The sequence below is a fragment of the Pseudomonas sp. FW305-28 genome (genome assembly GCF_017351395.1).
GTDB lineage: Bacteria > Pseudomonadota > Gammaproteobacteria > Pseudomonadales > Pseudomonadaceae > Aquipseudomonas > Aquipseudomonas fluorescens_AA.
Map to the genome: position 1 here is coordinate 46,359 of NZ_JACNDD010000012.1, position 24,357 is coordinate 70,715.

Genomic DNA, 24,357 nt, shown 5'->3' on the forward strand with positions numbered 1-24,357 from the left:
TTGTCGCAATTGAACGCTAAGCTTGGGCTCATGGATGATTCCGATTATTTACGCCTGCTGACCATCGCGGCCGAGCAAGCCAACGCCTTTCTCTCCAATGCCCGCAAATGGGAGCGTGAGCGTTGGGTCTGCCAGCGTCTGCTGCAAGGGCTGAACGTGCCTTATCGCGCCGACGAGTTCGCCCCGGCCGGCGAGCCACCGGACGTGCTGTTTCGGGATGCCAATTTCGAGGTGTTTTTCGTGCTCGACGAGGGCCGCCGTCTCAATGACGAATGGCGCGATGAACTGCAACGTCGCCGCAGCGCCTTTTCCCTGAGCCAGCTGGTGCGCCGCGAGGCCAAGCCCCGGCGAATCCCGGCCAATGAATTCCTGATGCGCCTGGCCCCGACCCTGCGCAAGAAAGCCCACAACTACACCGAACGCGGCATGGACCTGGGCGACCTGGACATCATCGCCTTCGCCAGCCTCAAGCGCGAAGTGTTGGACCTCAACAGTCACTTTCCACCGCCGACCGAATACCTGCGCCAGGGCTGGCGCTCGCTGTCGCTGGTGGGGCCGACGTTTGCCCGGGTGCTGTTCGCCCACCCCGACGCGCCGGATTTTTTGCGAGGCAACCTGGGGCGCAGCATCGTGTTCGACGTCGGGATCAGCCTGTGAGCCCATTGCAGGAACTGATCGCCGCCGTGCCGCAGCAGGGCCGCGTACGCTGGATTGGCGTGCGCCCCCAGGGTCACGCGCCGATGATCGAACTGGACGCCGTGGAGGCCCGCCTGGAAGCCGGACTGACCGGCGATCATGCCCGCCCCGGTGTACGCAATGCGCGACAAGTGACGTTGATCCAATGGGAACACCTGGCCGTGATCGGCTCGCTGATGGGCCGCCCCGAGGACCAGCCGGTGCTGCCACAGGAGCTGCGACGCAATATAGTGGTCAGCGGCATCAATCTGTTCAGCCTCAAGGGCCGGCGCTTTCGCATCGGCCAAGCCATCTTCGAAACCACCGGCTGGTGCCAGCCTTGCGCCCGATTGGAGCGCAACCTCGGCGAAGGTACGTTCCAGGCCGTACGCGGCCATGGCGGAATCACCGCCCGGGTGTTAAAAAGTGGAATCATTCGCCTGGACGACAGCCTGAGCGTCGAACCTGTGCCGGCGAGCGGCTACGCTGCTTTCAATGCCGGCTAGCCGGACGCTGTAACGCCTTCACCTTTCGCAACGTCTACCTGACGAGGCCTTTATGACCAGCCGCCTGAACCCAGATGACCAGAAGCATGTCGAAGAGTACCTGCAACTGTCCCAGCACCGAGTCGAGCGCCGGCCTTTCCGGCCGTGGATGCTCCTGGTGGTGGTACTGGCCATCACGATTGGCCTGGGCCTGTTGAGCCGACTGATCAGTTACCTGACGCTATGAGCCGCTTGGCGCTCGCTCGGGTAACGGTACCGAATTCCTTTAGCCTTGCGAGATATCCCCATGACTCATCGTATTGTCATCGTTGGCGGCGGCGCCGGCGGTCTGGAGTTGGCTACCCGTCTGGGTAAGACTCTGGGCAAGCGTGGCACGGCCAGTGTGATGCTGGTCGACGCGAACCTGACCCACATCTGGAAACCCCTGCTGCATGAAGTGGCTGCCGGCTCCCTGAACTCTTCCGAAGACGAACTCAATTACGTTGCCCAGGCAAAATGGAACCATTTCGAGTTCCAGCTTGGGCGCATGAGCGGCCTGGACCGGGAGCGCAAGAGAATCCAGCTGGCCGCTACCTATGACGAGGCGGGCGTCGAACTGTTGCCGGCTCGGGAATTGGGCTACGACAGCCTGGTGATTGCCGTCGGCAGCACCACCAATGACTTCGGTACCGAAGGCGCGGCGCAGCACTGCCTGTTCCTCGACACGCGCAAGCAGGCCGAGCGCTTCCATCAGCAATTGCTCCACCACTATCTGCGTGCCCACGCCGGACAGACCGATATTGTCGAGCGCATCAGCGTCGCCATCGTCGGCGCCGGTGCGACCGGTGTCGAACTCGCGGCCGAACTGCATAATGCCGCTCACGAACTGCACGCCTATGGCCTGGACCGGATCAAGCCGGAGAACATGCACATCACCCTGATCGAGGCGGGTCCACGGGTCTTGCCAGCGCTGCCGGAGCGTATCGGCGGGCCGGTGCACAAGACCCTGGAGAAACTCGGGGTCAACGTCATGACCAACGCCGCCGTCAGCCAGGTGACCGCCGACAGCCTGATTACCGCGGACGGCCAGGTGATCGACGCGAGCCTGAAAGTCTGGGCCGCCGGGATTCGCGCCCCGGACTTCCTCAAGGACATCGACGGACTGGAGACCAACCGGATCAACCAGTTGCAAGTGCTGCCGACGCTACAAACCACCCGCGACGAGAACATCTTCGCCTTCGGCGATTGCGCCGCCTGCCCGCAACCCGGCAGTGATCGCAATGTTCCGCCCCGCGCCCAGGCCGCGCACCAGCAGGCCTCGCTGCTGGCCAAATCCCTGAAGCTGCGAATCGAAGGCAAGGCCCTGCCCGACTACAAATACACCGACTACGGCTCGCTGATTTCGCTGTCACGGTTCTCGGCGGTGGGCAACCTGATGGGCAACCTGACCGGCAGCGTAATGCTCGAAGGCTGGTTGGCGCGGATGTTCTACGTCTCGCTGTACCGCATGCACCAGATGGCGCTGTACGGGATGTTCCGCACGGCCATGCTGATGCTGGGCAGCAAGATCGGGCGCGGGACCGAACCTAGGCTGAAGTTGCACTGAGGCCTGACTGACGATTGCGCTGGATCAGCAATATCGAGGCTGAATGATCCATCGCAATCGCGAGCAAGCTCGCTCCCACAGTTGATCGCGGTCATCCTGTGGGAGCGAGCTTGCTCGCGATGAGGGCGGCACAGCCAGTGCTTAACCCTCAATCAAACCTGAAACCGCTGCACCATCGTGCGCAGCGAATTCGCCAGTTGCGACAACTCATGGCTGGAGGCACTGGTCTGGTCCGCACCGGAGGCCGAGCGCACCGACAAATCACGAATGTTCACCAGGTTGCGATCCACCTCGCGGGCCACTTGCGCCTGTTCTTCGGCGGCGCTGGCGATGACCAGGTTGCGTTCGTGGATTTCATTGACCGAGGCCGTGATGGTCTGCAGCGCGTCCCCTGCCCGCTCCGCCATGGCCAGGGTGCTGGCGGCGCGACTGGAACTGGCCTGCATGGAATCGAGTGCCTGGGTGGCACCGCTGCGCATGCCCTGGACCATTTGCTCGATTTCCTGGGTCGATTGCTGCGTGCGATAAGCCAGCGCCCGGACTTCGTCCGCCACCACCGCAAACCCACGTCCGCTCTCACCCGCCCGGGCCGCTTCAATGGCGGCGTTGAGGGCCAGCAGGTTGGTCTGCTCGGCGATGGCGCGGATCACGTCCAGCACCTTGCCGATATCCTGCGATTGGTTGGCCAACGATTGCACCAGGCCACCCGTCACCTGCACATCGCTGGCAAGGGCACCGATGGCATCGACTGTGTCGCTGACCCGCTGCTGCCCCAGGGACGCCGATTCACTGGACTGACGCGTGGCATCGGAGGTGGAAACCGCATTGCGCGCGACCTCTTCCACGGCCGTGGTCATTTCAGTGACCGCCGTGGCAGCTTGTTCAATTTCATTATTCTGTTGTTGCAGGCTGTGGGTGCTGTCGAGCGTGACGGCGTTCAGCTCATCAGCGGCGGTGGCCAGCTGTGCAGCCGAGCCGCTGATGCCCTGCAGGGTTTCCCGCAGGTTCTGCTGCATGGTCGCCAGCGCCTTGAGCAAGCGGCTCACTTCGTCGTTGCCATGGGTCTCGATCGGTCGGGTCAGGTCACCTCGGGCCACGCTCTCAGCGGCATTCAGCGCCTCGCCCAAGGGTTTGACGATACTGCGGGTGAGCAGCATGGCCAGCACGACCGTGGCCAGGGCCGCGAGCACCACGAACAGGCTGACGATCATCCGGGAGTTGGTGTAGTGCTCCTGGGACTTCTGGCTCTCGATGGACACCTGCTTGGAGAACAACTCCGCCAGATCGTTGAGCTGCTTGCCGGAACCATCCACCACGGTCTTCATGTCCACCAGCAACAGCTTGATCAGCTCGTCCCGACGCCCCTGCTCCGCCAGGGTGAAGGATTGCGCGATACCGGTACGGTAAGCGGCAAAGGTCTGCTTGAATTGGTCGTAAAGGGCCCTGCCTTCAGGCGTCACGACAAGCTTTTCGTAAGCCGCGATTTTTTCGCCCAGTTCTTTGTCACGGGTGTCCATTTGTCCGCGGTACACCGGGATATTCTTCGGGTCCTGGTCCAGGGCCATGCGCAGGGAAATCGTGCGGATACGCAGCATCCACTCGCGAATCTCATCACCTCCACGGATGCTGGGCAGCCATTGGGTTTCCACGGCGACTTCACTGTCACGGATGCTCGACATCTGCCCCAGCGCGAATACCCCGAGCAACGCCACCAACACGGCAATCAAGGCAAAACCCAACGCGGCACGCGGGGCAATATTCAACTGACGAAGAACCATAAGGGGTGCCTTTTTTTATTGTTGGCCTGAGATGGGGCCACGCCCCTGTCGCTGGGTTATCGGCAGGTCGTACGACGACTTAAGTCAGTCCACTTTATTACGGGCAAAAAAAAATCCCCGTATCTTTCGATACGAGGATTTTCAATATGGTCGGGGTAAGGGGATTCGAACTCCTGACATCCTGCTCCCAAAGCAGGCGCGCTACCGGACTGCGCTATACCCCGGTAAAAAAAAGGCGACCTTCGCAAGTCGCCTTCTCGATCAGCGCTTTTGGCCTCTGATCTTAAGATTCGATTCCAGCGAACTGGTTTCAAAAATGGTGGGTCGTGTGGGATTCGAACCTACGACCAATTGGTTAAAAGCCAACTGCTCTACCAACTGAGCTAACGACCCAAATATGGTCGGGGTAAGGGGATTCGAACTCCTGACATCCTGCTCCCAAAGCAGGCGCGCTACCGGACTGCGCTATACCCCGATTGAAATGGCTCCGTGACCAGGACTCGAACCTGGGACCCAATGATTAACAGTCATTTGCTCTACCGACTGAGCTATCACGGAACTGATATTTCAAGCTACAACGTTGAAGCTAGCTTCAACCTCTTCTACCCTTACGCATCGCTGCGTTCGTGTGTCTGAGGCGCGCTATTCTACAATCTTCAAAACCTCTGTCAACCCCTTAAATTGCTTTCAAGACAATGATTTGCAACTTATTTTGGATTCCTTCTCAGTGAGAAGTCGCCCTTGGGGTGACGTACTGCGGGGCGCACTTTACAAGCCTTTTCCTTTGAGTTCAACGGCCTGATGAAAAAAATGGCCTTGCAAGGCAAGGCCATTTCCATCGTCGGCAGAGCCGGCCTTCAGTTGAAGACGATTTCGTCGTTCTCCACCGTACCGGTCACGGTTTCGCCCGGCATGAAGCGACCGGACAGAATCAACTGCGCCAGCGGGTTTTCGATCCAGCGCTGGATCGCTCGTTTGAGCGGCCGCGCGCCATAGACCGGGTCGTAACCCACCGCAATCAACTTGTCCAAGGCCTCGTCGCTCAATTGCAGCTTGAGCTCGCGCTCGGTGAGACGGCTGCGCAGACGACCCAATTGGATCTCGGTAATGCCGGCAATCTGATCCCGGGCCAACGGCTCGAAGATCACCACCTCGTCGACCCGGTTGATGAATTCCGGGCGGAAGTGGGTAGAAATCGCATCCATCACCGCTGCGCGCTGCGCCTCACGGTCGCCCACCAACTCCTGGATCTGTGTCGAGCCCAGGTTGGAGGTCATCACGATCACCGTGTTGCGGAAGTCCACCGTACGTCCGTGGCTGTCGGTCAGACGACCATCCTCCAGCACTTGCAGCAGGATATTGAACACATCCGGGTGCGCCTTCTCGACCTCATCGAGCAGGATCACCGAGTACGGCTTGCGACGCACAGCCTCGGTCAGGTAACCACCCTCTTCATAGCCGACATAACCCGGTGGCGCACCGATCAGCCGTGCCACGGAATGCTTCTCCATGAACTCGGACATGTCGATGCGCACCATGGCCTCTTCGGTGTCGAAGAGGAACTCGGCCAGCGCCTTGCACAGCTCGGTTTTACCGACGCCGGTCGGGCCGAGGAACATGAACGAGCCACTTGGACGATTAGGGTCCGACAACCCGGCGCGGGACCGGCGCACAGCGTTGGAGACCGCCACTACCGCTTCTTCCTGGCCAATCACGCGCTGGTGCAGCAGGCTTTCCATCTTCAGCAGCTTGTCGCGCTCGCCCTCGAGCATTTTCGAGACCGGAATGCCGGTCCACTTGGACACCACCTCGGCGATTTCTTCCTCGGTGACCTTGCTGCGCAGCAACTGGTTTTCGCTCTTGCCGTGCTGGTCGACCATCTGCAGGCTGCGCTCCAGGTCCGGGATCACCCCGTACTGCAGCTCGGCCATGCGGTTGAGGTCGCCTTTGCGGCGAGCCGCTTCCAGTTCCTGGCGAGACTGTTCGATCTTTTGCTGGATCTGCGCCGAGCCCTGGACCTCGGCTTTCTCCGAGTTCCAGATTTCCTCGAGGTCGGAATACTCGCGTTCGTGACGAACGATTTCTTCCTGCAACCTTTCCAGACGTTTCTTCGCCGCTTCGTCGCTTTCTTTCTTCAGGGCCTGGGACTCGACCTTGAGCTGGATCAGGCGCCGCTCCAGGCGATCCAGCACTTCCGGCTTGGAGTCGATCTCCATGCGGATGCGGCTGGCCGCCTCGTCGATCAGGTCGATGGCCTTGTCCGGCAATTGACGGTCGGTGATGTAGCGGTGGCTGAGCTTGGCCGCGGCGATGATCGCGCCGTCGGTGATCGCCACCTTGTGGTGAACTTCATAGCGCTCTTTAAGGCCGCGCAGGATGGCGATGGTGTCTTCTTCGCTCGGTTCCTCCACCAGCACTTTCTGGAAGCGCCGCTCCAGCGCCGCATCCTTCTCTATATATTGGCGGTACTCGTTGAGCGTGGTCGCGCCGACGCAGTGCAACTCGCCCCGGGCCAACGCAGGCTTGAGCATGTTGCCGGCGTCCATCGAACCCTCGCCCTTGCCCGCACCGACCATGGTGTGCAGTTCGTCGATGAACAGGATGATCTGCCCTTCCTGCTTGGACAGTTCATTGAGCAAAGCCTTGAGCCGTTCTTCGAACTCGCCACGGTACTTGGCACCGGCGATCAAGGCCCCCATGTCCAGGGACAACAGGCGCTTGCCCTTGAGGCCGTCCGGCACTTCGCCGTTGATAATGCGCTGGGCCAGGCCCTCGGCGATGGCGGTTTTACCCACGCCTGGCTCACCGATCAGCACCGGGTTGTTCTTGGTGCGGCGTTGCAGCACCTGGATCGTGCGGCGGATTTCATCGTCACGACCGATCACCGGGTCGAGCTTGCCTTCCTCGGCGCGCTTGGTCAGGTCGACGGTGTATTTGTCCAGCGCCTGGCGTGACTCCTCGTGATTGGCGTCGTTGACCGCTTCGCCGCCACGCAAGTTGTTGATGGCATTTTCCAATGCTTTCTTGCTCACCCCTTGGCCGAGCAGCAGCTTGCCGAGCTTGCTGTTCTCGTCCATGGCGGCGAGCAGCACCAATTCGCTGGAAATGAACTGATCGCCCTTCTGCTGGGCCAGGCGGTCGGCCTGGTTGAGCAGTCGCGCCAGATCCTGGGACATGTTCACGTCACCGGTCGGATTCTGGATCTTGGGTAACTGGTCGAGCTCCTTGGCCAGTTCTTTGCGCAGGCTGTTGACGTCAAAGCCGACCTGCATCAACAGGGGCTTGATGGAGCCGCCCTGCTGTTCAAGCATGGCCTGCATCAAATGCGCCGGTTCGATACCGGGGTGGTCCAGGCCGACGGCCAGGGACTGGGCATCGGACAGGGCCAATTGTAATTTGCTGGTTAAACGATCAATACGCATGGGTCACCTTCCTTTTGAGCAGGCCGGACCTAAACACATCCTGAATGAAGAAACCTGCCAGATACCCTTATAGATGTGGTCGATTCTGGAAGTTTCAAGCAGCGCAGCCTTGATGCAGATCAGGGAAGTCTAGCGTTCGATCCAGATCAGCGAGGCAAAGCGGCCGGTGCGCGGGTTGCGCCGGTAGGAGAAGAAACGCGGGTCGTTCACGGTGCAGAGGCCCCCACCGTACACCGCGGTGACACCGCGCGCCGCCAGCCGCAAGCGGGCCAACTGATAGATGTCGGCGAGGAATTTGCCGGCATTGGGGCTCGCGGCAAAGGCTTTTACCGCCTCAGGCAGTTGCGCGATGAAGGCTTCACGCACTTCCGGCCCGACTTCGAACGCTTGCGGCCCGATGGCCGGGCCGAGCCAGGCCAGGATTTCATTCGCGGGCACGGCAAGGCTGTCGAGGGTGGCTTCCAGCACACCGTTCGCCAGCCCACGCCAACCGGCATGGGCCGCCGCGACGCGGGTGCCGGCACGGTTGCAGAACAACACCGGCAGGCAATCGGCGGTCATCGCCGTGCAAGCGATACCCGGCGTGGCGGTCCAACTGGCATCGGCGGTCGCCACCTGGGTCGGGTCAGCCTCGACCACGGCAATGCCGTGGACCTGCTGCAGCCAGGCCGGGGTGATGACGAATTGATCGGTGAGACGACGGCGGTTTTCAGCGACCGCCGTGGGGTCGTCGCCCACATGGTCGCCCAGGTTGAGGCTGTCGAACGGCGCCAGGCTGACGCCGCCCTCGCGGGTGGTGACGCAGGCCTTGACCCGGGCCGGCGCGGGCCAGTCGGGCGTCAGCCAGGCACTCATCCGACGAACGCCTCGCGGTCCTGCTTGAGCAACGTCAGCAGCCAGACGAAATCATCCGGCAACGGCGACTCCCAGCTCATGCGTTTGCCGGTCGTCGGATGATCAAGCTCCAGGAAACGCGCGTGCAGTGCCTGGCGGGGGAAATTCTTCAGCGATTCGACCATGGTCTGGCTGGCGGCTGGCGGAATGCGGAAACGACCGCCATAAGCCGGGTCGCCCACCAACGGGAAGTTGATGTGGGCCATGTGCACACGGATCTGGTGGGTACGACCGGTTTCCAGCTTGACCCGCACGTGGGTGTGGGAACGGAAACGCTCCAGCACACGATAGTGGCTGACCGCCTGCTTGCCACCTTCCATCACCGCCATGCGCTGGCGCTGCTGGCCGTGACGACCGATCGGGGCGTTGATCTTGCCACCGGCGGTGACGACCCCGATCACGATGCATTCATAGATGCGGCTGACACTGCGGCTTTGCAGCTGTGTGACCAGCTGTGTCTGCGCCTGGATGGTCTTGGCCACCACCATCAGGCCGGTGGTGTCCTTGTCCAGGCGATGGACGATGCCGGCACGGGGCACATTGACGATGTCCGGTACGTGGTGCAGCAAGGCGTTGAGCAGCGTGCCGTCGGCATGACCGGCCGCCGGGTGCACCACCAGGCCCGCAGGCTTGTTGATCACCAGGATGTCATCGTCTTCATAGACGATGTCCAGGGCAATGTCCTGGGCGACCCATTCTCCCTGGGCCTCCTGCTCGGCAGTCAGTTCGAGGATAGCGCCGCCATGGACGATGTCGCGCGGACGAATCACCGCCCCATCCACAGTCAGGCGGCCGTCCTTGATCCAGGCGGAAAGGCGCGAGCGAGAGTGCTCGGCAAAGAGTTGTGCGGCGACTTGATCGAGGCGTTGGCCGCCCAATTCGGACGGCACCTCTGCGCGAAGTTCTATTTTATCGGACATGCTCGGACTGGGCGTCGGCACAGCCTTTGGTTTCGGCTGCGCGCTTGTGGTTAAATACGGCGTCTTTTGCCCCGAGGCTTTCAACGGGGCGCTCATCATAACAGGACGGCCCCGCCCAAGACAGCGGCCGTCATAGGGACGCAAGCCGCCATGCAAGTGAAACACCTGCTGCTGATCGCCATCCTCGCATTGACTGCTGCTTGCTCGTCGAAGGAAGTCGTAGACGAAAACCTGAGCGAAGTCGAACTGTACCAACAGGCGCAGAACGACCTGGATAACAACAGCTATACCAGCGCCACCGCCAAGCTGAAGGCGCTGGAGTCGCGGTATCCGTTCGGGCGCTATGCCGATCAGGCCCAATTGGAGCTGATCTACGCCAACTACAAGAACGCCGAGCCGGAAGCCGCCAAATCCGCCGCCGAGCGTTTCATTCGTCTGCACCCGCAGCACCCGAACGTCGATTACGCCTATTACCTCAAGGGCCTGACCTCCTTCGACCAGGACGTCGGCCTGCTGGCGCGCTTCCTGCCGCTGGACATGACCAAGCGTGACCCGGGCGCCGCGCGCGACTCCTACAACGAGTTCGCCCAGCTGACCAGCCGCTTCCCCAACAGCCGCTACTCGCCGGACGCCAAGCAGCGCATGATCTACCTGCGCAACCTGCTGGCTTCCTACGAAATCCACGTGGCCGACTACTACCTGACCCGTCAGGCCTACGTCGCCGCCGCCAACCGTGGCCGCTACGTGGTGGAAAACTTCCAGGAAACCCCTTCGGTGGGTGATGGCCTGGCGGTGATGACCGAAGCCTACCAGCGCCTGCACCTGGACGACCTGGCGGCCACCAGCCTGGAAACCCTCAAGCTGAACTACCCGGATCACCCGTCGCTGGTCGATGGCCAGTTCACCCCACGGGTCGACGAAGCCGACAACCGTTCGTGGCTGAGCAAGGCGACCCTGGGCCTGATCGAGTCCCGTCCACCGCTGCCGCCGGGCGAAACCCGCGCCAACCAGGACGTGCAGCGTCAGTTCCAGGATGCCAAGGAAGCCATCCCGAACGAACTCAAGCCCAAGGACGAAAATGGCGACGTGATCGAGGAAGAAGAGCCCGAGAGCGAGTCCAGCGACCGTTCCTGGTTCAGCTACATGACCTTCGGCGTGTTCGACTGAGGCCAAGGCATCAGTAAAAAAGGGAGACCCTGCGGTCTCCCTTTTTTGTGCCTGGCTTTTATTGCGCTGTGCGCCGTTCCAGTCCTTGGCTAAACTGCCTGATCACTCGCCAGAAAGCCGCCTATCATGCTTCGTTTATTGATCTTGTTCGCTGTCGTTGCCGCCGCCATATGGATCTTTCGCGGGGTGAAAAGCGGGCCCCGCGCATCGCGCGCCACCCAGGAACAGGACGCACCGCCCATGGTGCGCTGCGCCCACTGCGGCGTACACCTGCCCCGTGACCGGGCGCTGGCCCTCGAACAACAATGGTATTGCAGCCAGGCTCATCTCGAGCAAGGCCCGGGCAATCGTGAGCGCTGAGGCCTCAAGCCCACGCGTCAAACAGACGCAGCGCCTGCTGCGCCTCTATCACCTGTACCGCCTGAGTATCGGCATCACCCTGGTGCTGCTGATCTCCAGCAACATGGACAACCGCCTGCTGGAGTTCGCCAACGACGACCTGCTGCGCAGCGGCAGTTGGTTGTACCTGGTGCTGAACATCCTGCTGGTGGTGTTCCTTGAGAACACGCGTCGCCCTGCCCGGCTGTTCGGCCTGGCCCTCACCGACGTGCTGCTGCTTTCGTGGCTGTTTTTCGCAGCCGGCGGCGTGCCCAGTGCCATCGGCAACCTGCTCATTGTCTCGGTGGCCATCGGCAACACGCTGCTGCGAGGCCGGATCGGCCTGTTGATCGCGGCCGTTGCCACCCTCGGCATCGTCGGTTCGAGCCTCTTTCTTGGCTTGAGCGACTCGAACCGTCCCAGCAGTTATCTGCAGGCCGGCACCCTCGGGGCACTGTGCTTTGCCGCCGCGCTGCTGGTGCAAGGCCTGACCCGACGCTTGGAAGCCAGCGAAACCCTGGCTGAGCAACGGGCCAGCGAAGTGATCGGCCTGGAAGCGCTCAACGCCCTGATCCTGCAACGCATGCGCACCGGCATCCTGGTGCTTGACCGCGAGCGTCGGGTGCAACTGGCCAACGAGAGCGCGCTGACCCTGCTGGGCATGCACGATCTGGTCGGCCAGCCGCTCGACGATTACTCCACTGCCCTGGTCGAACGCCTGCAATTGTGGCGAAACAACCCCAGCCTGCGCCCGTCCAGCCTGACCGTTACGGGCACGGGCCTGACCCTGCAACCGAGTTTCATCGCCCTGGGGCATCACGATCAACAGCAGATCCTCGTGTTCCTTGAAGACCTGGCCCAGGTTGCCCAGCAGGCCCAGCAGTTGAAACTCGCGTCCCTCGGGCGCCTCACCGCCGGTATCGCCCATGAAATCCGCAACCCCTTGGGCGCCATCAGTCACGCGGCGCAATTGCTGCGCGAATCCGAGGAACTGAACAACGCGGATCGGCGTCTGACGCAGATTATTCAAGATCACTCCCAACGAATGAATCGCGTCATTGAAAACGTTCTGCAGCTGTCTCGCCGCCAACAAACCACACCCCAGCGCCTCGACCTGCGCACCTGGCTCGACCCATTCGTCCGGCAGGCTCGCGAAAGCATGGCCGAGCACCAGCAATTGCACCTGAGCATCGACCCGGGGGACTACACCACGCTGATGGACCCCGACCAGCTCACCCAGGTACTCGACAACCTGCTGCGCAACGCCTGGCGCCACAGCGCAATGGTCCATGAACAGGCCGAGGCCTGGTTGAAACTGTTCATCGACCCCCACAGCCAGCTGTCGACACTGGACATCATCGACAACGGCCCCGGTGTAACGCCCGAGCAGCAGGCGCACTTGTTCGAACCCTTCTTTACCACCAGTAGCCAGGGCACCGGCCTTGGGCTCTATCTGTCCCGTGAGCTGTGCGAAAGCAATCAAGCCCGCCTAGACTTCAAACCACGCCAAGGCGGCGGTTGCTTTCGCATCACCTTTGCTCACGGACGGAAACAGATTTGAATAATCGCTCACGGCAACGAATCCTGATCGTCGATGACGAACCGGACATCCGCGAACTCCTGGACATCACCCTGGGCCGGATGAAACTCGACACCCGCAGCGCCAAGAACCTTGCCGAGGCCCAAGCCCTGCTGACGGGGGATGCCTTTGACCTGTGCCTGACCGACATGCGCTTGCCCGATGGCACCGGCCTGGAGCTGGTGCAGCACATCCAGCAACGTTATCCACAGCTGCCCGTGGCGATGATCACCGCCTATGGCAGCCTGGAAACCGCCATCGACGCCCTCAAGGCCGGCGCTTTCGATTTCCTGACCAAACCGGTCGACCTGGGGCGGCTGCGGGAACTGGTCACCAGCGCCCTGCGCCTGCAGCCGGGCGCCACACCGACCAGCACCATCGAGCGCTGCCTGCTGGGCGACTCGCCGCCAATGCGCAACGTGCGCAAACAGATCGAAAAGCTCGCCCGCAGCCAGGCCCCGGTGTACATCAGTGGAGAATCAGGCTGCGGCAAGGAACTGGTCGCCCGGCTGATCCACGAACAAGGCCCCCGCGCCAGCCAGAGCTTTGTGCCGGTCAACTGTGGGGCAATTCCCACGGAACTGATGGAAAGCGAGTTCTTTGGCCACCGCAAAGGCAGCTTCAGCGGCGCCATCGAAGACAAGCCAGGACTGTTCCAGGCTGCCCATGGCGGGACCTTGTTCCTCGATGAAGTGGCCGACCTGCCCCTGGCGATGCAGGTCAAGCTGTTGCGAGCCATCCAGGAAAAGGCCGTGCGCGCCGTGGGCGGCCAGCAGGAAGAAGTGGTGGATGTGCGAATCCTCTGCGCCACCCACAAGGACCTGGACGGCGAAGTGGCCGCCGGGCGTTTTCGTCAGGACCTGTATTACCGGCTGAATGTCATCGAATTGCGCGTCCCGCCCTTGCGCGAACGCCGCGAAGACATCGAACCGCTGGCCAATCACATGCTTCAGCGGCTGGCCAGCAGCACCGGCAGCCCGGCGGCCAAGCTACATCCACAAGCCCTGGAAGCCCTCCAAAACTACCGTTTCCCGGGCAATGTGCGGGAACTGGAGAACATGCTCGAACGGGCCTACACCCTGTGCGAACAACAGCTGATCGAAGCCGACGACCTGCGCCTGGCCGAGGGCAATGCCAGCTCTGAGGCGGGCAACCCCGACTTGATGCAGGTCGACAACCTGGAAGACTACCTCGAAGACGTCGAACGTAAACTCATCCTCCAAGCCCTGGAGGAAACCCGCTGGAACCGCACGGCGGCGGCGCAGCGGTTGAAACTGTCGTTTCGGTCGATGCGGTATCGGTTGAAGAAGTTGGGGCTGGATTAAAGCGCGGTCCTCAAGCCCCTACTTATCCTGTGGCGAGGGCGCTTGCTCCGCTGGGCTGCGAAGCGGCCCCCAACCTGACACCTTGATATACCAAGGTGATCGAGGCGCTGCTTTTGGGGCTGCTGCGCAACCCAGCGGGAGCAAGCTCCCTCGCCACAGCTCTCTAGCCCTCCGGCACGGGTACCCGCTCGTCCAGCACACGATTGGCCAGTAATTCACTCAGCTCAATCAACTGCTGTACCCCCAAGGCAACATGCCGTCGCGAGCCTTCAAGTTCGAAGGCCAGGTCGCTGATCGTTGCGTTGGCGGAGGCCAGGGTTTCGCTGAGGTTGGTGAGGAGGCATTCGGTGTCGATACCTTCCACTACGGAGATTTTTTCCGACCATTCCCACAAAGCCTGGTCGGTTGTGAGGGCGGTGTGTATATCCGTTTCTGCGGTAACGGCTACTTACGGTTCCGCTCTTACAGCGGGTCACTTTCGAAAAGCCGGAATGCCGGCCCAGGCGAAAGTAACCAAAGCGCTTTTGCCCCACCACTCGGTGCCTCGCCTAGGCTCGGCATGCCCGAACGCAGGCATTGCTCCGTGGGCCCGCCGCGAAGGGCCATCCATGGCCCAGCGCGGCTATCCCGGCATCCATGCCGGGATGCCCACTACGCAATACCTGCGTTCGGCCATCGTGGTTAACGGGGCTCCGAGATCAACGTCCACCGCGAGGCGGCCTGATAGCCGACCTGGTTCTGGGTGATCGCGTTTCTCCTGTGGTAGCGGGCTTGCTCGCGAAGAGGCCGGAGCATTCAACATATTCATCGACTGTGCCATCGCCTTCGCGAGCAAGCTCGCTCCCACACTGGATCGGGAACGATCTACAGATTTGCGGCCACTGCAAATCCCTGTGGGAGCAAAGCTTGCTCGCGATAGCAGTGGATCAGCTTGCATCAGCGTTGAATGTGCCATCGCCTTCGCGAGCAAGCTCGCACACATTGGGTCGGTGACGATCTACAGATTTTCGGCCACTGCAAATCCCTGTGGGAGCAAAGCTTGCTCGCGATGGCGGTGGATCAGCTTGCATCAGCGTTGGATGTACCGCCGTCTTCGCGAGCAAGCTCGCTCCCACAATGGGATCGCACTAGGACCGGAAGAGCCAGGTCGGCTATAAGGCCGCCTCGCGAGCAAGCTTTGCTCCCACAGATCTGACAGGTGTACGAGCGGGAGAGCCAGGCCGGCTGTCAGGCCACCTCGCTTTTGATCTTGATCTGGGGCGCCCCGTTAACCACGCTGGCCGAACACAGGCGAGGCACCGAGTGGTGGGGCAAAAGCGCTTTGGTTACTTTCGCCTGGGCCGGCATTCCGGCTTTTCGAAAGTAACCCGCTGTAAGAGCGGAACCGCCAGCAGCCGTACCGCGAAAAGGGATATGCACTCAGTCAACAACATCCCCGCCGACTATCAGGCCGCCATCGCGAGCAAGCTCGCTCCCACAATTGGATCTGAGCACAGGTGCAGTATCAAAGCCGGACCTTACAAGCGCCCAGCCGGCGCATACGGCACAGGATCGATCACCGGCTCACGCCCCAACATCAGATCCGTAAACAACTGACACGACGCCGGCGCCAACACCAGTCCATTACGATAATGCCCACAGTTCAACCACAACCCAGCAACCCCCGGCACCTCGCCGATATAGGGAATACCTTCAGGCGACCCAGGCCGCAACCCGGCCCAATGCCCCACCACCTCTGCACCCGCCAGCGCCGGAATCAGTTGCTGCGCCGAAGTCTTCAGGCTCTCCAACGCAACCTCGGTAGGGGTCTTGTCGAAACCTTCGCGCTCCAGCGTACTGCCAACCAGAATGTGCCCATCACGCCGCGGGATCGCATAACGTCCCTTGGCCAGCACCATACTCGACAAGAAGTCCGACGCGCATTTGTACAGAATCATCTGGCCCTTGACCGGCTCGACCGGCAACTTCAGCCCTAGCGTCTTGAGCAGTTCACCACTCCAGGCCCCCGCCGCCAGCACCACCTGATCGCCACGCATCGGTCCCGCCGAACTGTCCACCCCCACGACACGCCCGCCATCGCGGATGAACCCGTTGACCTCGCAATGCTCATGAAGCGTGACATTGGGCAACGCCTGCAACGCCGCCTTGAGGGATTTCACCAGCCGAGGGTTACGCACGTTGGCCACGCCAGCCATGTAGATCGCCCGGGAAAAACCCGCACCCAGCACCGGCACGGCGTCGTGGACCGTGGAGATATCCACAGCCCGCAGCGGGCGCCCTTCCCACTCGGCCCAGGCCAGCGCTTCGTCCTGGTCGTCCAGGTCCAGCCAATACAGCCCGGTCACGTGCACTTGAGGATCGATCCCGGTGGCCGCGAACAAACGCTCACCCAGCTGTGGATAAAAATCCTGCGACCAATGGGCCAGCGCCGTGACCGCCGGGCTGTAGCGCCACGGGTACAACGGCGAAACGATGCCGCCGCCGGCCCAGGACGATTCCTGGCCGACACTGGAGCGGTCCAGCAGCACCACACGTTGCCCTTCGGACGCCAGATTGAACGCCGTCAGCAGGCCGATGACTCCGCCACCGACGATCACCACTTGCTGTTGCCTGGTCATGTTCTGATTCGACTCACTAAAACAAAGGGCGCAAAAGCGCGCCCGGATGAAAGAAACTCAGCGCCCCCAACAATCCTTGGTGGTCAGCCCCGCAGTGGCGTTGAGCATGCTGCGTACGCCGGTATTGTTGAGGGTGAAATCACCGCACTTGTCCGTGGCCATGGACGAACCGCTCTTGCGTACGGCGGTCAGGGTGAAACTCTGGTCCGCCAGCGTCTGGGTAATGGTGTAGAAATCGTTGCCGCTGCTCAGCCCGGTTGCATTGGTGTAGACGTTGTTCTTCGAGTAGTAGCGCTCGAGAATCTGCGCCTGCTCGGATAAGAGCCCGGTAATTTCAGTGCGTCGGCCCTTCTTCATGTATTCGGTCAGGCTCGGATAGCCGATGGTGATCACAATACCGATGATCGCGATCACGATCATGATTTCGATCAAGGTGAAACCCCGGTTGGATCTGCGCATGCCTTGCCCTCATTGTATTTGCCGCCACATGATGCGGCGGCTGCCGCCGACGGTTTTGCCCAGCAGGTCAGTGATACCGCCACTGGAATCGTTCACGATCATATTGGTGGCCCCATTGGCGCTGACGACGGCGCTCAGGGTCGGAATACCGCCGGTGAACACCACGCCGGCGGAAATCGTATCGAGGCTGGTGAGCGAACCATCGTTGTTGGTATCGAGTACCGCATAGTTGAGCATCTTACCGTTGAATGCATCCAATTCGATCAGTTTGCCGGTACCAAAGCTGGCGCAAGGGTCGGTGGTGTCTACGGCGGCCGTGGTAAAGATCACGCGCCCGAGCACCAGGTTGGCCGGGTTGATGACCCGCTCCCCGGTCAGCACATTGTTGTACACCAAAGGCAGGTACCAGCCCTTCTTCGCAGGGTACGTCACGTCGGTCTGGCTGGTGGTCACGAACTGCCCGGTGCTGCCTGAAAACACCCCCGTGATCGACTGGGCCTGCAGGCTCGAGACGGTAATTTGCCCCCCGCCGCCAACGGCGTCCCAGATCGAATAGAACGCTTGCAGATCCTTGTTGAGCTTGTCTGCCGCTTCGTTGAACTTACCGGTACCGAAAAAAACCTGGGTGCCGCCCTGGGGATTGTCTGCCAGCAGAGGCTGCACGGTGATCGGCTGGGTCGCGCCGCCGGGGGCGGTGAACAACGGCTGGCCGGCGAACGCCAGGCCCCACGCGGTGGGCGAGGTGCCGCTGAGGTCGAATTTCCACATCCGCCCCTTCAAGTCGCCACCGTACGCGGCTTGCACCACATTCTGGGAGTTGACCCGCAACTTGACCGACGACAGTCCGTTATCGGTCTCACTGCTGTTGATGACGATTTTGCGGATCAGCGAACCGTCACGGATATCCACGACGTACAACGCCGCCACGCCGCTGTTGCTGCCATAGCCGTTGCCGATGAACGCCGCCCAGCGACCGTCCGCCAGGCGCGCGACTTCGGGGCGTGCGTAGGCATAGCCCAAGTCATTGAAGGCGTTGGCGGTGTTGGCAACGGTTGGCGCGCTGATTTCCCACAGCGCCCGAAACGCATTGCCCGCCGCCGCATCGAACAGCTGCACCGCAAAGAACGTCTTGCCGCCGGCCCCCGTACCGCCCAGGGCCACGGTCTTCCAGGCGCTCCCCGATTGCACGTCGAATACACCAACCTGTCCATCCACCAGGAACTTGTGGCTCACGCCGTTGATGTAGTTGGTGTCGGCGATGTCTTGCAACGAGGGCAGCACGTTCGAAGGCATGTAGGCGTAACGCCGGGTGCCGTTGGCACTGTTGATGACACTGAAAAAACCATCGTTGCCGTTCACCACCAGGCTGGTGCTCATGTTCGTCGCCTTGGTCGCCAGGTAGGCGCTATAGCTGGTGTCGTTGAGCAGGTCCGCAGCGGTCTGGTCATTGGGCGATGCCAGCACCAGCGGCGAGTTGATGATGTCCCCCAGCAACGCGCTGCGCACCTTCAGGCCGGTCTTGTTGACGCCCTTGCTCCACTCCACCAGGTCATTGCCGGTGATCCCCGTGGGCAGGTTCTGGCTGAGGCTGGTTTGCTGGGCCGGCGAAAAGTTGCCGTAGGCCAGGGTCACCGGCACGTTGGTCGCGGTGTTCCAGGACTGATAGATCGGTGCCGTGGCGCCGGGCACGATGGCGGTATCGGTGGTCCATTGCACCGCTGCCGTGTTGACCGTGCCCGCCGAGGTAAAGCCAAACGCCCGGATGGTGCCGCGCCAGTCCTTGGGGTCATACGTGGTCTGGTAATAGCTGGAGGTGCTCGACAAGGTGGCGGCGTTGGTGGTGCCGCCGCCCCCGGAGCCAGCCTTGGAAGTGATGTCGCTCAGGGCAGAGGCCAACGCCGAGTTCAGGCCTTCGCTGTCGGTCGCCTGGTAATACTTGCCGGCACCATAGCGGGCGGCGTCTGACAACATCGGGTTGGCGGCGGTAAAACCCACGGTATAGGTATTGAGGTATTGCCGGGGAAAATCCGTGGCGTTCCAGCTCTTGCCGGTGGCGTCGGTGCCGGTGGAGCGCATGTCGATGTCGAAGGCAAACTTGGCAATGTCGTCCAGGTACAGCGTGTCGCCCTCGCCATCACCATTGAGATCGGCGCCATCGTTGTTGATGCCATCCCAATTCGGCAACCGGGCCAAGCCCAGCGGGTCGTTGGTGGGGAACGTCCGGTCATAGGTGGGCAAGCCGTCGGTGATCACCACGCCGAAATTCTTCTGGCAACGGTACTGGATCGGGCTGGTGTAGGTAGCTGGCGTGCTGTTGTGGTACGGCGCCATGCCCCTGAAGTAGCGGGTGACCTCGTAGTAGCTCTCGGCCAACGGGGTATTGGCGACCGCACCCAGGCCGTTGATGGCGTTGATCAGCGCGCTGTAGTTGCTGTTGGCTTGGGTCTGGGTCACGCTGCCGCTGACCGGTGACAGATCGCTGATGGCGCGCGCGATATATCCCCCGGGGCCGGAGTTGCTGCTGTTCGGCGGGTTGAAGGTAGCAAGGCCGATACGTAGGGCGCGGTTGCTGGCGACCAGGTCGTTGGAAACGTCCCGCGCCACGTTGATACGGTAATCGGTGGGGATGGAGCCGGTGGTGAAGTCCCGGTTCGAGCCATTGGCGAGGGTCAACAGGTACGCCAGGTATTTGGTGGTATAGCGCGTGTTGCCGTCACCCACCGGGTCTGGCAATCGCAGGCAGACACGTGACAGGACGCCCCGGTAAAAGCCATACCAGCCACTGGAGCAACCACCACGGAACAGACTTGCCAGCAAGACGTTGCCATCGTCTGGATCGAGAGTTGTTCCACCGAAGCAGCTGTTGCTGGAATTGCAATTGAGAACCGCCGGCCGCGAGACACTGGGATCAAACCCCGCCGCCCAGATAATGTTGTTCATGCTTCCCGAATCATCGATCAGCAGCATCACGTTCGGCGTGACGGCGGCCGCACTCAGCAACGGCGAATCCGAAGGCGTGAACGCATAGGCTGGCGCCGTCAGGTAAAGGCTGAGCAACGCCCCCCACAACGTCTGCCATCCGCCGCGAAGCGCCTTAATATTTGGCATAGATGCTCTCCACCACGCTGCGCTGGTTATTCCCCACCACCGCCACCGCCGTGATCCGGTACAGCGTCGCCGACGTATTGACCGGCACGTTGACCGCCGTGAGCGTCGTGCCGATGTTCTGTACACCATAAAACCCACCGGCGGCGGCAACCCAGAGCACCCCCGACGACGAATTGCGCCCAGCTCCCGTCAGTGTCGCCGACTCCGCCGGCGGCGCGCACTGGGTCGTGGTGGTACACACCGGCAATGAATAGGTCTCGACCTGCACCGCGCTCTCCCCCACCCTCAGCGCCGCCTCGGCCACCTGGAACGACTGGTTGCGCTGCATGACGCTGCTGGTCATTTTTTCCTGGAGGGTGGCGCTCTGCATCGATGACAGACCGATCAGCGTCAGCAGCAACAGGAAGACCAGGCTGACCAGCAATGCCATGCCCCGCTGGCGGTGAACCTGCCCCATCGAGGTCATCTCCTTCATAGCAACCGGTTGCGCAAGGCGGCAACCACATTGAAGGTCTGCTCGCGCACTGCGTTCCTCGGATCAAAAAGCGTCAGGGTCAAGCGCACGCTGCGGATCAGTGCCGGGTCAGGCGGATTGCTGGTATAGCTCGACGCCGCGATGTCCGTCGCGCTGCCGGCCACGCCGAACGTCACGTCGAACGCCCGCACATTGTCCACCAGCACCGACAAGGTCGGGTTGCCGGCGCCGCTGCCCAGCAGCAATTGGTTGTTGTTGAAGCTGTAGATCAGTCGGTGGATCGGGAAGGCCAACTGCCCCGCCGCCGGTAGCCGTGCGTTGGTATAGGCCGTCGCCGAGGTGCGGCAATCGGAGACGACGGTCCAGGTCGGAGTGCTACCGCCACTCCCTACGTCGGCGGTCACCAGGGTCAATCTGCGGTTGGCGTTATCCCAGCGGATCGGGGTGATCTGGCTGGCATTGAAATCATTGGCCGTGGAAGCATCGGTAATGGTCCCCAGGCAACCGAACATGCCCACCATGCGAATCTCCTGGACCATTTTGCTCAGGACGAACCGGGCGTCCTCCTGTATCACCGCCGCCGCACTTTGGCTGATGTAGGTGTTCTTGGCGGCGATGAAAATCTGCACGACGCCCAGGATGACGATCAGGCTGAGCACCAGGGCAATCATCAATTCAATCAGGCCGAATCCCCGGCAACGCCTGTTCATGGCGGCGTCCCCGGCGGATCGACAGCGACCCGGCTGGTCAGCACGAAGCTGCGCCGCGCCTCCGCCGCGTTGGTGGTGTTGGCGGCCCGGGCGTCGTCCCAGGCAATGGTGATGGTGTAGACCCGCTGGTTCAGGGCAATGGTGCCGGTGGCCGTGGCGCCGCCGAAGGCGATGATGTTGGTCTTGAAATCGTAGAGGTCCTGGTCCCGGGCCACGTTGAGGTTCGGCGAGCTGGGCGGTGTGACGGTGTAGTCGGCGCCGGAGTTGGCGCGAATGCGGTCCAGCAGGTCGTAGGCAATGAAGCTGGCCTGGCTGGTCATGCGCGAACTGTCGGTGTACTTGAGCGCATTGAGCTGGATCATCGCCGCCCCCAGCAAGCCGACACCGAGAATCAGCACCGCCACCAGCACTTCGATCAGCGTCATGCCCTCCTGTGTCCTTTTACTGCAATCCTTCATCCGCAACTTCCACCCAATACGATTCTCCCATTAAGGCAGACATTCAGCGTCCTGCTCTGCGCCCCTCGTACATAATTGAAACTCACCGGCGTGGCCGGTGCCGATAACCCGCCGAGGTTGTTGAAATCGATGTTGTTCACTGCTGAGGTTAGCGTCAGAGTCGCGCCACTGCTCATCGCTGGAACAACCCGCAATACATTGGCCGGCGTGCCAGTACTGTCATACACCGTCAGTTCGCCGCTCCAGACGCTGCCCTCGGCCGTGGGGCGGATGCGCGTGGTGATACCACGGTCGATCGCCTCCAGCCGGGCAAAGTTCAGCGCCCGGCGCAAGTCGTCAACCTCAGTGTCAGCCTTGGTACTCTGCAGCGAGCCGGTGAATGACGGCACCGCCATGGTAATCAGGATCAGCAGCACGCCAAGGGCCACCAGCACCTCGATCAGCGTGAAACCTTTTGTACGAAGATCCATCGGTGCCCTCCGTTGCCGTCGGCTATACCTGCCTCTACACGCTAGAACAAACCACCGCCTGTGGCGAGGGAGCCTGCTCCCGCTCGGGCGCGTAGCGGCCGCTATTTTGGGGCCGCTGCGCAGCCCAGCGGGAGCAAGCTCCCTCGCCACAGCATGCTTGCTGCCACATTGAGAGCTTGCACTATCGCACCGCTTCACATTCTCCAGGGAGGAGATGTCATGTACCAACAGGGCTTCAGCCTGATCGAACTGCTCATGGGACTGGCAATTGCCGCAATTGTTCTGCCGTGGGCCAACGCGGGCTACAAAGAACTGATCGAGTCCATCGAGCGCAAGGACACCGCGCAGTTGCTGATCAGCGGGTTACGCAGTGCGCGCAGCGAGGCCATCACGCGCAACCGGACGGTCGTGCTCAGGGGGATAGACAACGATTGGGGCCGGGGCTGGCGCATCACCCTGGACGATAAGGAGAAGACCGTGCTGATGGAGCGCAGCGCCAGCGCCCGGGTGGTCGGCAACCAGCCGGTGAAACGCCGGGTGAGGTTCGGCAGCCAAGGGGAAGCCCTGCATCCCAATGGCGCATTCCAGGCAGGCACGCTGCATGTCTGCGCCAAACGCGGGCCGGTCAGCCATCATCAAGTGATACTGGCGCCTTCCGGTCGCGTGCGCCTGGAAAGCGTCGAAGCCAAACAGGCGCTGTGCGAAAAAGGACTTAAAGCAGGGAGCGCACGCGCAGTTCTTTCGGCATCGAGAACGTGATGTTCTCCTCGCGACCGGCCAGTTCATCGGCACCGGTGGCGCCCCAAGCCTGCAATTGCTGGATCACGCCACGCACCAGGACTTCCGGGGCGGAAGCACCGGCGGTGATGCCGATACGCTCGATGCCCTCGAACCAGCTGCGTTGCATGTCCTCGGCACCGTCGATCAGGTAGGCGGGCGTGGACATGCGCTCGGCCAGCTCGCGCAAGCGGTTGGAGTTGGAACTGTTCGGGCTGCCGACCACCAGCACCACATCGCATTCGTTGGCCAGTTGCTTGACCGCATCCTGACGGTTCTGGGTGGCGTAGCAGATGTCATCCTTGCGCGGGCCGCCGATGGCCGGAAAACGCGCGCGCAGGGCGTCGATCACCCGGCTGGTGTCGTCCATGGACAGGGTCGTCTGGGTCACGAAAGCCAGGCTATCGGGGTTGCGTACCTGCAAGGCCGCAACGTCATCCTCGTCTTCGACCAGGTAGATCGCACCGCCGTTGCTGGCATCGTATTGGCCCATGGTGCCTTCGACTTCCGGGTGGCCTTCATGGCCGATCAGGATGCACTCGCGGCCGTCACGGCTGTAGCGCGCCACTTCGATGTGCACCTTGGTCACCAATGGGCACGTCGCGTCGAACACCTTCAGGCCCCGGCCAGCGGCCTCGCTGCGCACGGCCTGGGAAACCCCGTGGGCACTGAAGATCACGATGACGTCGTCCGGCACCTGGTCCAGTTCCTCGACGAAAATGGCCCCGCGGCTGCGCAGGTCTTCGACGACGAATTTGTTGTGGACCACTTCGTGGCGCACGTAGATCGGCGGCCCGAAGACTTCCAGGGCGCGGTTGACGATTTCGATCGCCCGGTCCACACCGGCGCAGAAGCCACGGGGGTTGGCGAGTTTGATTTGCATGCTGTGCCTCGTGTCTTGCGCGCAAGAAATTGAATCAGTGCAATCCCGTGTGGGAGCGAGCTTGCTCGCGATGGCGGCGGGTCAGTCACCCCTGTATTGAAAGTGACTCCGTCATCGCGAGCAAGCTCGCTCCCACAGTGGATCGGGTGGCAGCAGAAGCTGCCGGTCAA

At 61.8% G+C, this 24,357-nt stretch carries 21 protein-coding genes, 4 tRNA genes and 2 pseudogenes; 9 read left to right on the forward strand and 18 right to left on the reverse strand.

The window, feature by feature from the left end; all coding sequences use genetic code 11:
* The first annotated feature begins 30 nt into the window (after positions 1-30).
* The 4 genes from J4E53_RS04960 to J4E53_RS04975 are packed head-to-tail and all read left to right on the forward strand — an operon-like array spanning position 31 to position 2,766.
* Entirely contained in the window at positions 31-657 is a 627-nt protein-coding gene (locus J4E53_RS04960) for a DUF1780 domain-containing protein (RefSeq protein ID WP_025215531.1), read from the forward strand.
* Positions 654-1,181, forward strand: coding sequence for an MOSC domain-containing protein (locus tag J4E53_RS04965; RefSeq protein ID WP_060740575.1), 528 nt, complete (start codon positions 654-656; stop codon positions 1,179-1,181). The genes J4E53_RS04960 and J4E53_RS04965 overlap by 4 nt, the downstream gene beginning before the upstream one ends.
* Positions 1,182-1,233: 52 nt before the next feature.
* Positions 1,234-1,407, forward strand: coding sequence for a DUF3094 family protein (locus J4E53_RS04970; protein ID WP_039593877.1), 174 nt, complete (start codon positions 1,234-1,236; stop codon positions 1,405-1,407).
* 60 nt (positions 1,408-1,467) lie between these two features.
* Positions 1,468-2,766 carry an NAD(P)/FAD-dependent oxidoreductase gene (locus J4E53_RS04975; RefSeq protein WP_103310596.1) on the forward strand — a complete coding sequence of 433 codons (1,299 nt, stop codon included), beginning with the start codon at positions 1,468-1,470 and terminating at the stop codon, positions 2,764-2,766.
* Positions 2,767-2,918: 152 nt separating this feature from the next.
* On the opposite strand, the gene J4E53_RS30985 is transcribed toward J4E53_RS04975, so the two are convergent.
* The 9 genes and pseudogenes from J4E53_RS30985 to rluD form a co-directional block, all read right to left on the reverse strand.
* Complete coding sequence (locus tag J4E53_RS30985; RefSeq protein WP_371915892.1) at positions 2,919-3,782, reverse strand: methyl-accepting chemotaxis protein; 864 nt, start codon at positions 3,780-3,782, stop codon at positions 2,919-2,921.
* Positions 3,774-4,544, reverse strand: a pseudogene (locus J4E53_RS30990) (MCP four helix bundle domain-containing protein); the annotation flags it as partial. The pseudogene J4E53_RS30990 and the gene J4E53_RS30985, both read right to left, overlap by 9 nt.
* Positions 4,545-4,691: 147 nt before the next feature.
* Positions 4,692-4,768: transfer RNA gene (locus J4E53_RS04985), tRNA-Pro, on the reverse strand.
* A 93-nt stretch (positions 4,769-4,861) separates the two neighbouring features.
* Positions 4,862-4,937: transfer RNA gene (locus J4E53_RS04990), tRNA-Lys, on the reverse strand.
* A gap of 5 nt (positions 4,938-4,942) precedes the next feature.
* Positions 4,943-5,019 (reverse strand) — tRNA-Pro (locus J4E53_RS04995).
* A gap of 7 nt (positions 5,020-5,026) precedes the next feature.
* Positions 5,027-5,102: transfer RNA gene (locus tag J4E53_RS05000), tRNA-Asn, on the reverse strand.
* Positions 5,103-5,401: 299 nt separating this feature from the next.
* Positions 5,402-7,966: an ATP-dependent chaperone ClpB gene (gene clpB, locus J4E53_RS05005; protein WP_053125348.1), complete on the reverse strand. Its 2,565-nt coding sequence runs from the start codon at positions 7,964-7,966 to the stop codon at positions 5,402-5,404.
* A gap of 129 nt (positions 7,967-8,095) precedes the next feature.
* On the reverse strand, positions 8,096-8,821 hold the full coding sequence (gene pgeF / locus J4E53_RS05010) for a peptidoglycan editing factor PgeF (RefSeq protein WP_103311060.1): 726 nt from the start codon (positions 8,819-8,821) through the stop codon (positions 8,096-8,098).
* Positions 8,818-9,780, reverse strand: a complete 963-nt coding sequence (rluD, locus tag J4E53_RS05015; RefSeq protein WP_060740571.1) for a 23S rRNA pseudouridine(1911/1915/1917) synthase RluD — start codon at positions 9,778-9,780, stop codon at positions 8,818-8,820. The genes pgeF and rluD overlap by 4 nt, the downstream gene beginning before the upstream one ends.
* A 150-nt stretch (positions 9,781-9,930) precedes the next feature.
* On the opposite strand from rluD, the gene J4E53_RS05020 reads away from it, so the two are divergent.
* The 4 genes from J4E53_RS05020 to J4E53_RS05035 all read left to right on the forward strand — a co-directional run bounded on the left by J4E53_RS05020 (position 9,931) and on the right by J4E53_RS05035 (position 14,229).
* Complete coding sequence (locus tag J4E53_RS05020; RefSeq protein ID WP_103311058.1) at positions 9,931-10,947, forward strand: outer membrane protein assembly factor BamD; 1,017 nt, start codon at positions 9,931-9,933, stop codon at positions 10,945-10,947.
* Between the two features lie 126 nt (positions 10,948-11,073).
* Positions 11,074-11,307, forward strand: a complete 234-nt coding sequence (locus J4E53_RS05025; RefSeq protein WP_060740570.1) for a PP0621 family protein — start codon at positions 11,074-11,076, stop codon at positions 11,305-11,307.
* Entirely contained in the window at positions 11,297-12,886 is a 1,590-nt protein-coding gene (locus tag J4E53_RS05030) for an ATP-binding protein (RefSeq protein ID WP_103311056.1), read from the forward strand. The genes J4E53_RS05025 and J4E53_RS05030 overlap by 11 nt, the downstream gene beginning before the upstream one ends.
* The gene (locus J4E53_RS05035) at positions 12,883-14,229 is read left to right on the forward strand and encodes a sigma-54 dependent transcriptional regulator (protein ID WP_103311054.1); all 1,347 of its coding nucleotides are present in this window, start codon (positions 12,883-12,885) and stop codon (positions 14,227-14,229) included. Before J4E53_RS05030 ends, J4E53_RS05035 begins: the two co-directional genes overlap by 4 nt.
* 163 nt (positions 14,230-14,392) lie before the next feature.
* Here J4E53_RS05035 and J4E53_RS05040 read toward each other — a convergent pair.
* The 8 genes and pseudogenes from J4E53_RS05040 to J4E53_RS05075 all read right to left on the reverse strand — a co-directional run.
* Positions 14,393-14,596: pseudogene (locus J4E53_RS05040) on the reverse strand (DUF6124 family protein); the annotation flags it as partial.
* A 1,150-nt stretch (positions 14,597-15,746) separates the two neighbouring features.
* Complete coding sequence (thiO, locus tag J4E53_RS05045) at positions 15,747-16,847, reverse strand: glycine oxidase ThiO (protein WP_103310638.1); 1,101 nt, start codon at positions 16,845-16,847, stop codon at positions 15,747-15,749.
* A 57-nt stretch (positions 16,848-16,904) separates the two neighbouring features.
* Positions 16,905-17,306, reverse strand: a complete 402-nt coding sequence (locus J4E53_RS05050; RefSeq protein ID WP_060740566.1) for a type IV pilin protein — start codon at positions 17,304-17,306, stop codon at positions 16,905-16,907.
* A gap of 9 nt (positions 17,307-17,315) precedes the next feature.
* On the reverse strand, positions 17,316-20,414 hold the full coding sequence (locus tag J4E53_RS05055; protein WP_103310640.1) for a pilus assembly protein: 3,099 nt from the start codon (positions 20,412-20,414) through the stop codon (positions 17,316-17,318).
* A complete protein-coding gene (locus J4E53_RS05060; RefSeq protein WP_371856646.1) occupies positions 20,401-20,880 on the reverse strand; it encodes a PilX N-terminal domain-containing pilus assembly protein in 480 nt (159 codons plus the stop codon). The genes J4E53_RS05055 and J4E53_RS05060 overlap by 14 nt, the downstream gene beginning before the upstream one ends.
* Before the next feature lie 5 nt (positions 20,881-20,885).
* Positions 20,886-21,599, reverse strand: a complete 714-nt coding sequence (locus J4E53_RS05065; protein ID WP_103310642.1) for a PilW family protein — start codon at positions 21,597-21,599, stop codon at positions 20,886-20,888.
* Positions 21,596-22,057 carry a type IV pilus modification protein PilV gene (gene pilV, locus J4E53_RS05070; protein WP_103310644.1) on the reverse strand — a complete coding sequence of 154 codons (462 nt, stop codon included), beginning with the start codon at positions 22,055-22,057 and terminating at the stop codon, positions 21,596-21,598. The genes J4E53_RS05065 and pilV overlap by 4 nt, the downstream gene beginning before the upstream one ends.
* Entirely contained in the window at positions 22,054-22,527 is a 474-nt protein-coding gene (locus tag J4E53_RS05075) for a GspH/FimT family pseudopilin (RefSeq protein WP_103310654.1), read from the reverse strand. The genes pilV and J4E53_RS05075 overlap by 4 nt, the downstream gene beginning before the upstream one ends.
* A gap of 219 nt (positions 22,528-22,746) precedes the next feature.
* On the opposite strand from J4E53_RS05075, the gene J4E53_RS05080 reads away from it, so the two are divergent.
* Positions 22,747-23,286, forward strand: coding sequence for a GspH/FimT family pseudopilin (locus tag J4E53_RS05080; RefSeq protein ID WP_103310646.1), 540 nt, complete (start codon positions 22,747-22,749; stop codon positions 23,284-23,286).
* On the opposite strand, the gene ispH is transcribed toward J4E53_RS05080, so the two are convergent.
* Positions 23,240-24,187, reverse strand: coding sequence for a 4-hydroxy-3-methylbut-2-enyl diphosphate reductase (gene ispH, locus J4E53_RS05085; RefSeq protein WP_060740559.1), 948 nt, complete (start codon positions 24,185-24,187; stop codon positions 23,240-23,242). The two genes, J4E53_RS05080 and ispH, sit on opposite strands and share 47 nt — an antisense overlap.
* Positions 24,188-24,357 lie beyond the last annotated feature (170 nt).

What these genes read in the sequence shown, in the direction of transcription:
- J4E53_RS04960 (WP_025215531.1), top strand. Translation starts at nt 31, where the DNA reads ATGGATGATTCCGATTATTTACGCCTGCTGACCATCGCGGCCGAGCAA.
- J4E53_RS04970 (WP_039593877.1), top strand. Translation starts at nt 1,234, where the DNA reads ATGACCAGCCGCCTGAACCCAGATGACCAGAAGCATGTCGAAGAGTAC.
- J4E53_RS04975 (WP_103310596.1), top strand. Translation starts at nt 1,468, where the DNA reads ATGACTCATCGTATTGTCATCGTTGGCGGCGGCGCCGGCGGTCTGGAG.
- J4E53_RS30985 (WP_371915892.1), bottom strand. Translation starts at nt 3,782, where the DNA reads ATGCAGCAGAACCTGCGGGAAACCCTGCAGGGCATCAGCGGCTCGGCT.
- clpB (WP_053125348.1), bottom strand. Translation starts at nt 7,966, where the DNA reads ATGCGTATTGATCGTTTAACCAGCAAATTACAATTGGCCCTGTCCGAT.
- pgeF (WP_103311060.1), bottom strand. Translation starts at nt 8,821, where the DNA reads ATGAGTGCCTGGCTGACGCCCGACTGGCCCGCGCCGGCCCGGGTCAAG.
- rluD (WP_060740571.1), bottom strand. Translation starts at nt 9,780, where the DNA reads ATGTCCGATAAAATAGAACTTCGCGCAGAGGTGCCGTCCGAATTGGGC.
- J4E53_RS05020 (WP_103311058.1), top strand. Translation starts at nt 9,931, where the DNA reads ATGCAAGTGAAACACCTGCTGCTGATCGCCATCCTCGCATTGACTGCT.
- J4E53_RS05025 (WP_060740570.1), top strand. Translation starts at nt 11,074, where the DNA reads ATGCTTCGTTTATTGATCTTGTTCGCTGTCGTTGCCGCCGCCATATGG.
- thiO (WP_103310638.1), bottom strand. Translation starts at nt 16,847, where the DNA reads ATGACCAGGCAACAGCAAGTGGTGATCGTCGGTGGCGGAGTCATCGGC.
- J4E53_RS05050 (WP_060740566.1), bottom strand. Translation starts at nt 17,306, where the DNA reads ATGCGCAGATCCAACCGGGGTTTCACCTTGATCGAAATCATGATCGTG.
- J4E53_RS05055 (WP_103310640.1), bottom strand. Translation starts at nt 20,414, where the DNA reads ATGCCAAATATTAAGGCGCTTCGCGGCGGATGGCAGACGTTGTGGGGG.
- J4E53_RS05060 (WP_371856646.1), bottom strand. Translation starts at nt 20,880, where the DNA reads ATGACCTCGATGGGGCAGGTTCACCGCCAGCGGGGCATGGCATTGCTG.
- J4E53_RS05065 (WP_103310642.1), bottom strand. Translation starts at nt 21,599, where the DNA reads ATGAACAGGCGTTGCCGGGGATTCGGCCTGATTGAATTGATGATTGCC.
- pilV (WP_103310644.1), bottom strand. Translation starts at nt 22,057, where the DNA reads ATGAAGGATTGCAGTAAAAGGACACAGGAGGGCATGACGCTGATCGAA.
- J4E53_RS05075 (WP_103310654.1), bottom strand. Translation starts at nt 22,527, where the DNA reads ATGGATCTTCGTACAAAAGGTTTCACGCTGATCGAGGTGCTGGTGGCC.
- J4E53_RS05080 (WP_103310646.1), top strand. Translation starts at nt 22,747, where the DNA reads ATGTACCAACAGGGCTTCAGCCTGATCGAACTGCTCATGGGACTGGCA.
- ispH (WP_060740559.1), bottom strand. Translation starts at nt 24,187, where the DNA reads ATGCAAATCAAACTCGCCAACCCCCGTGGCTTCTGCGCCGGTGTGGAC.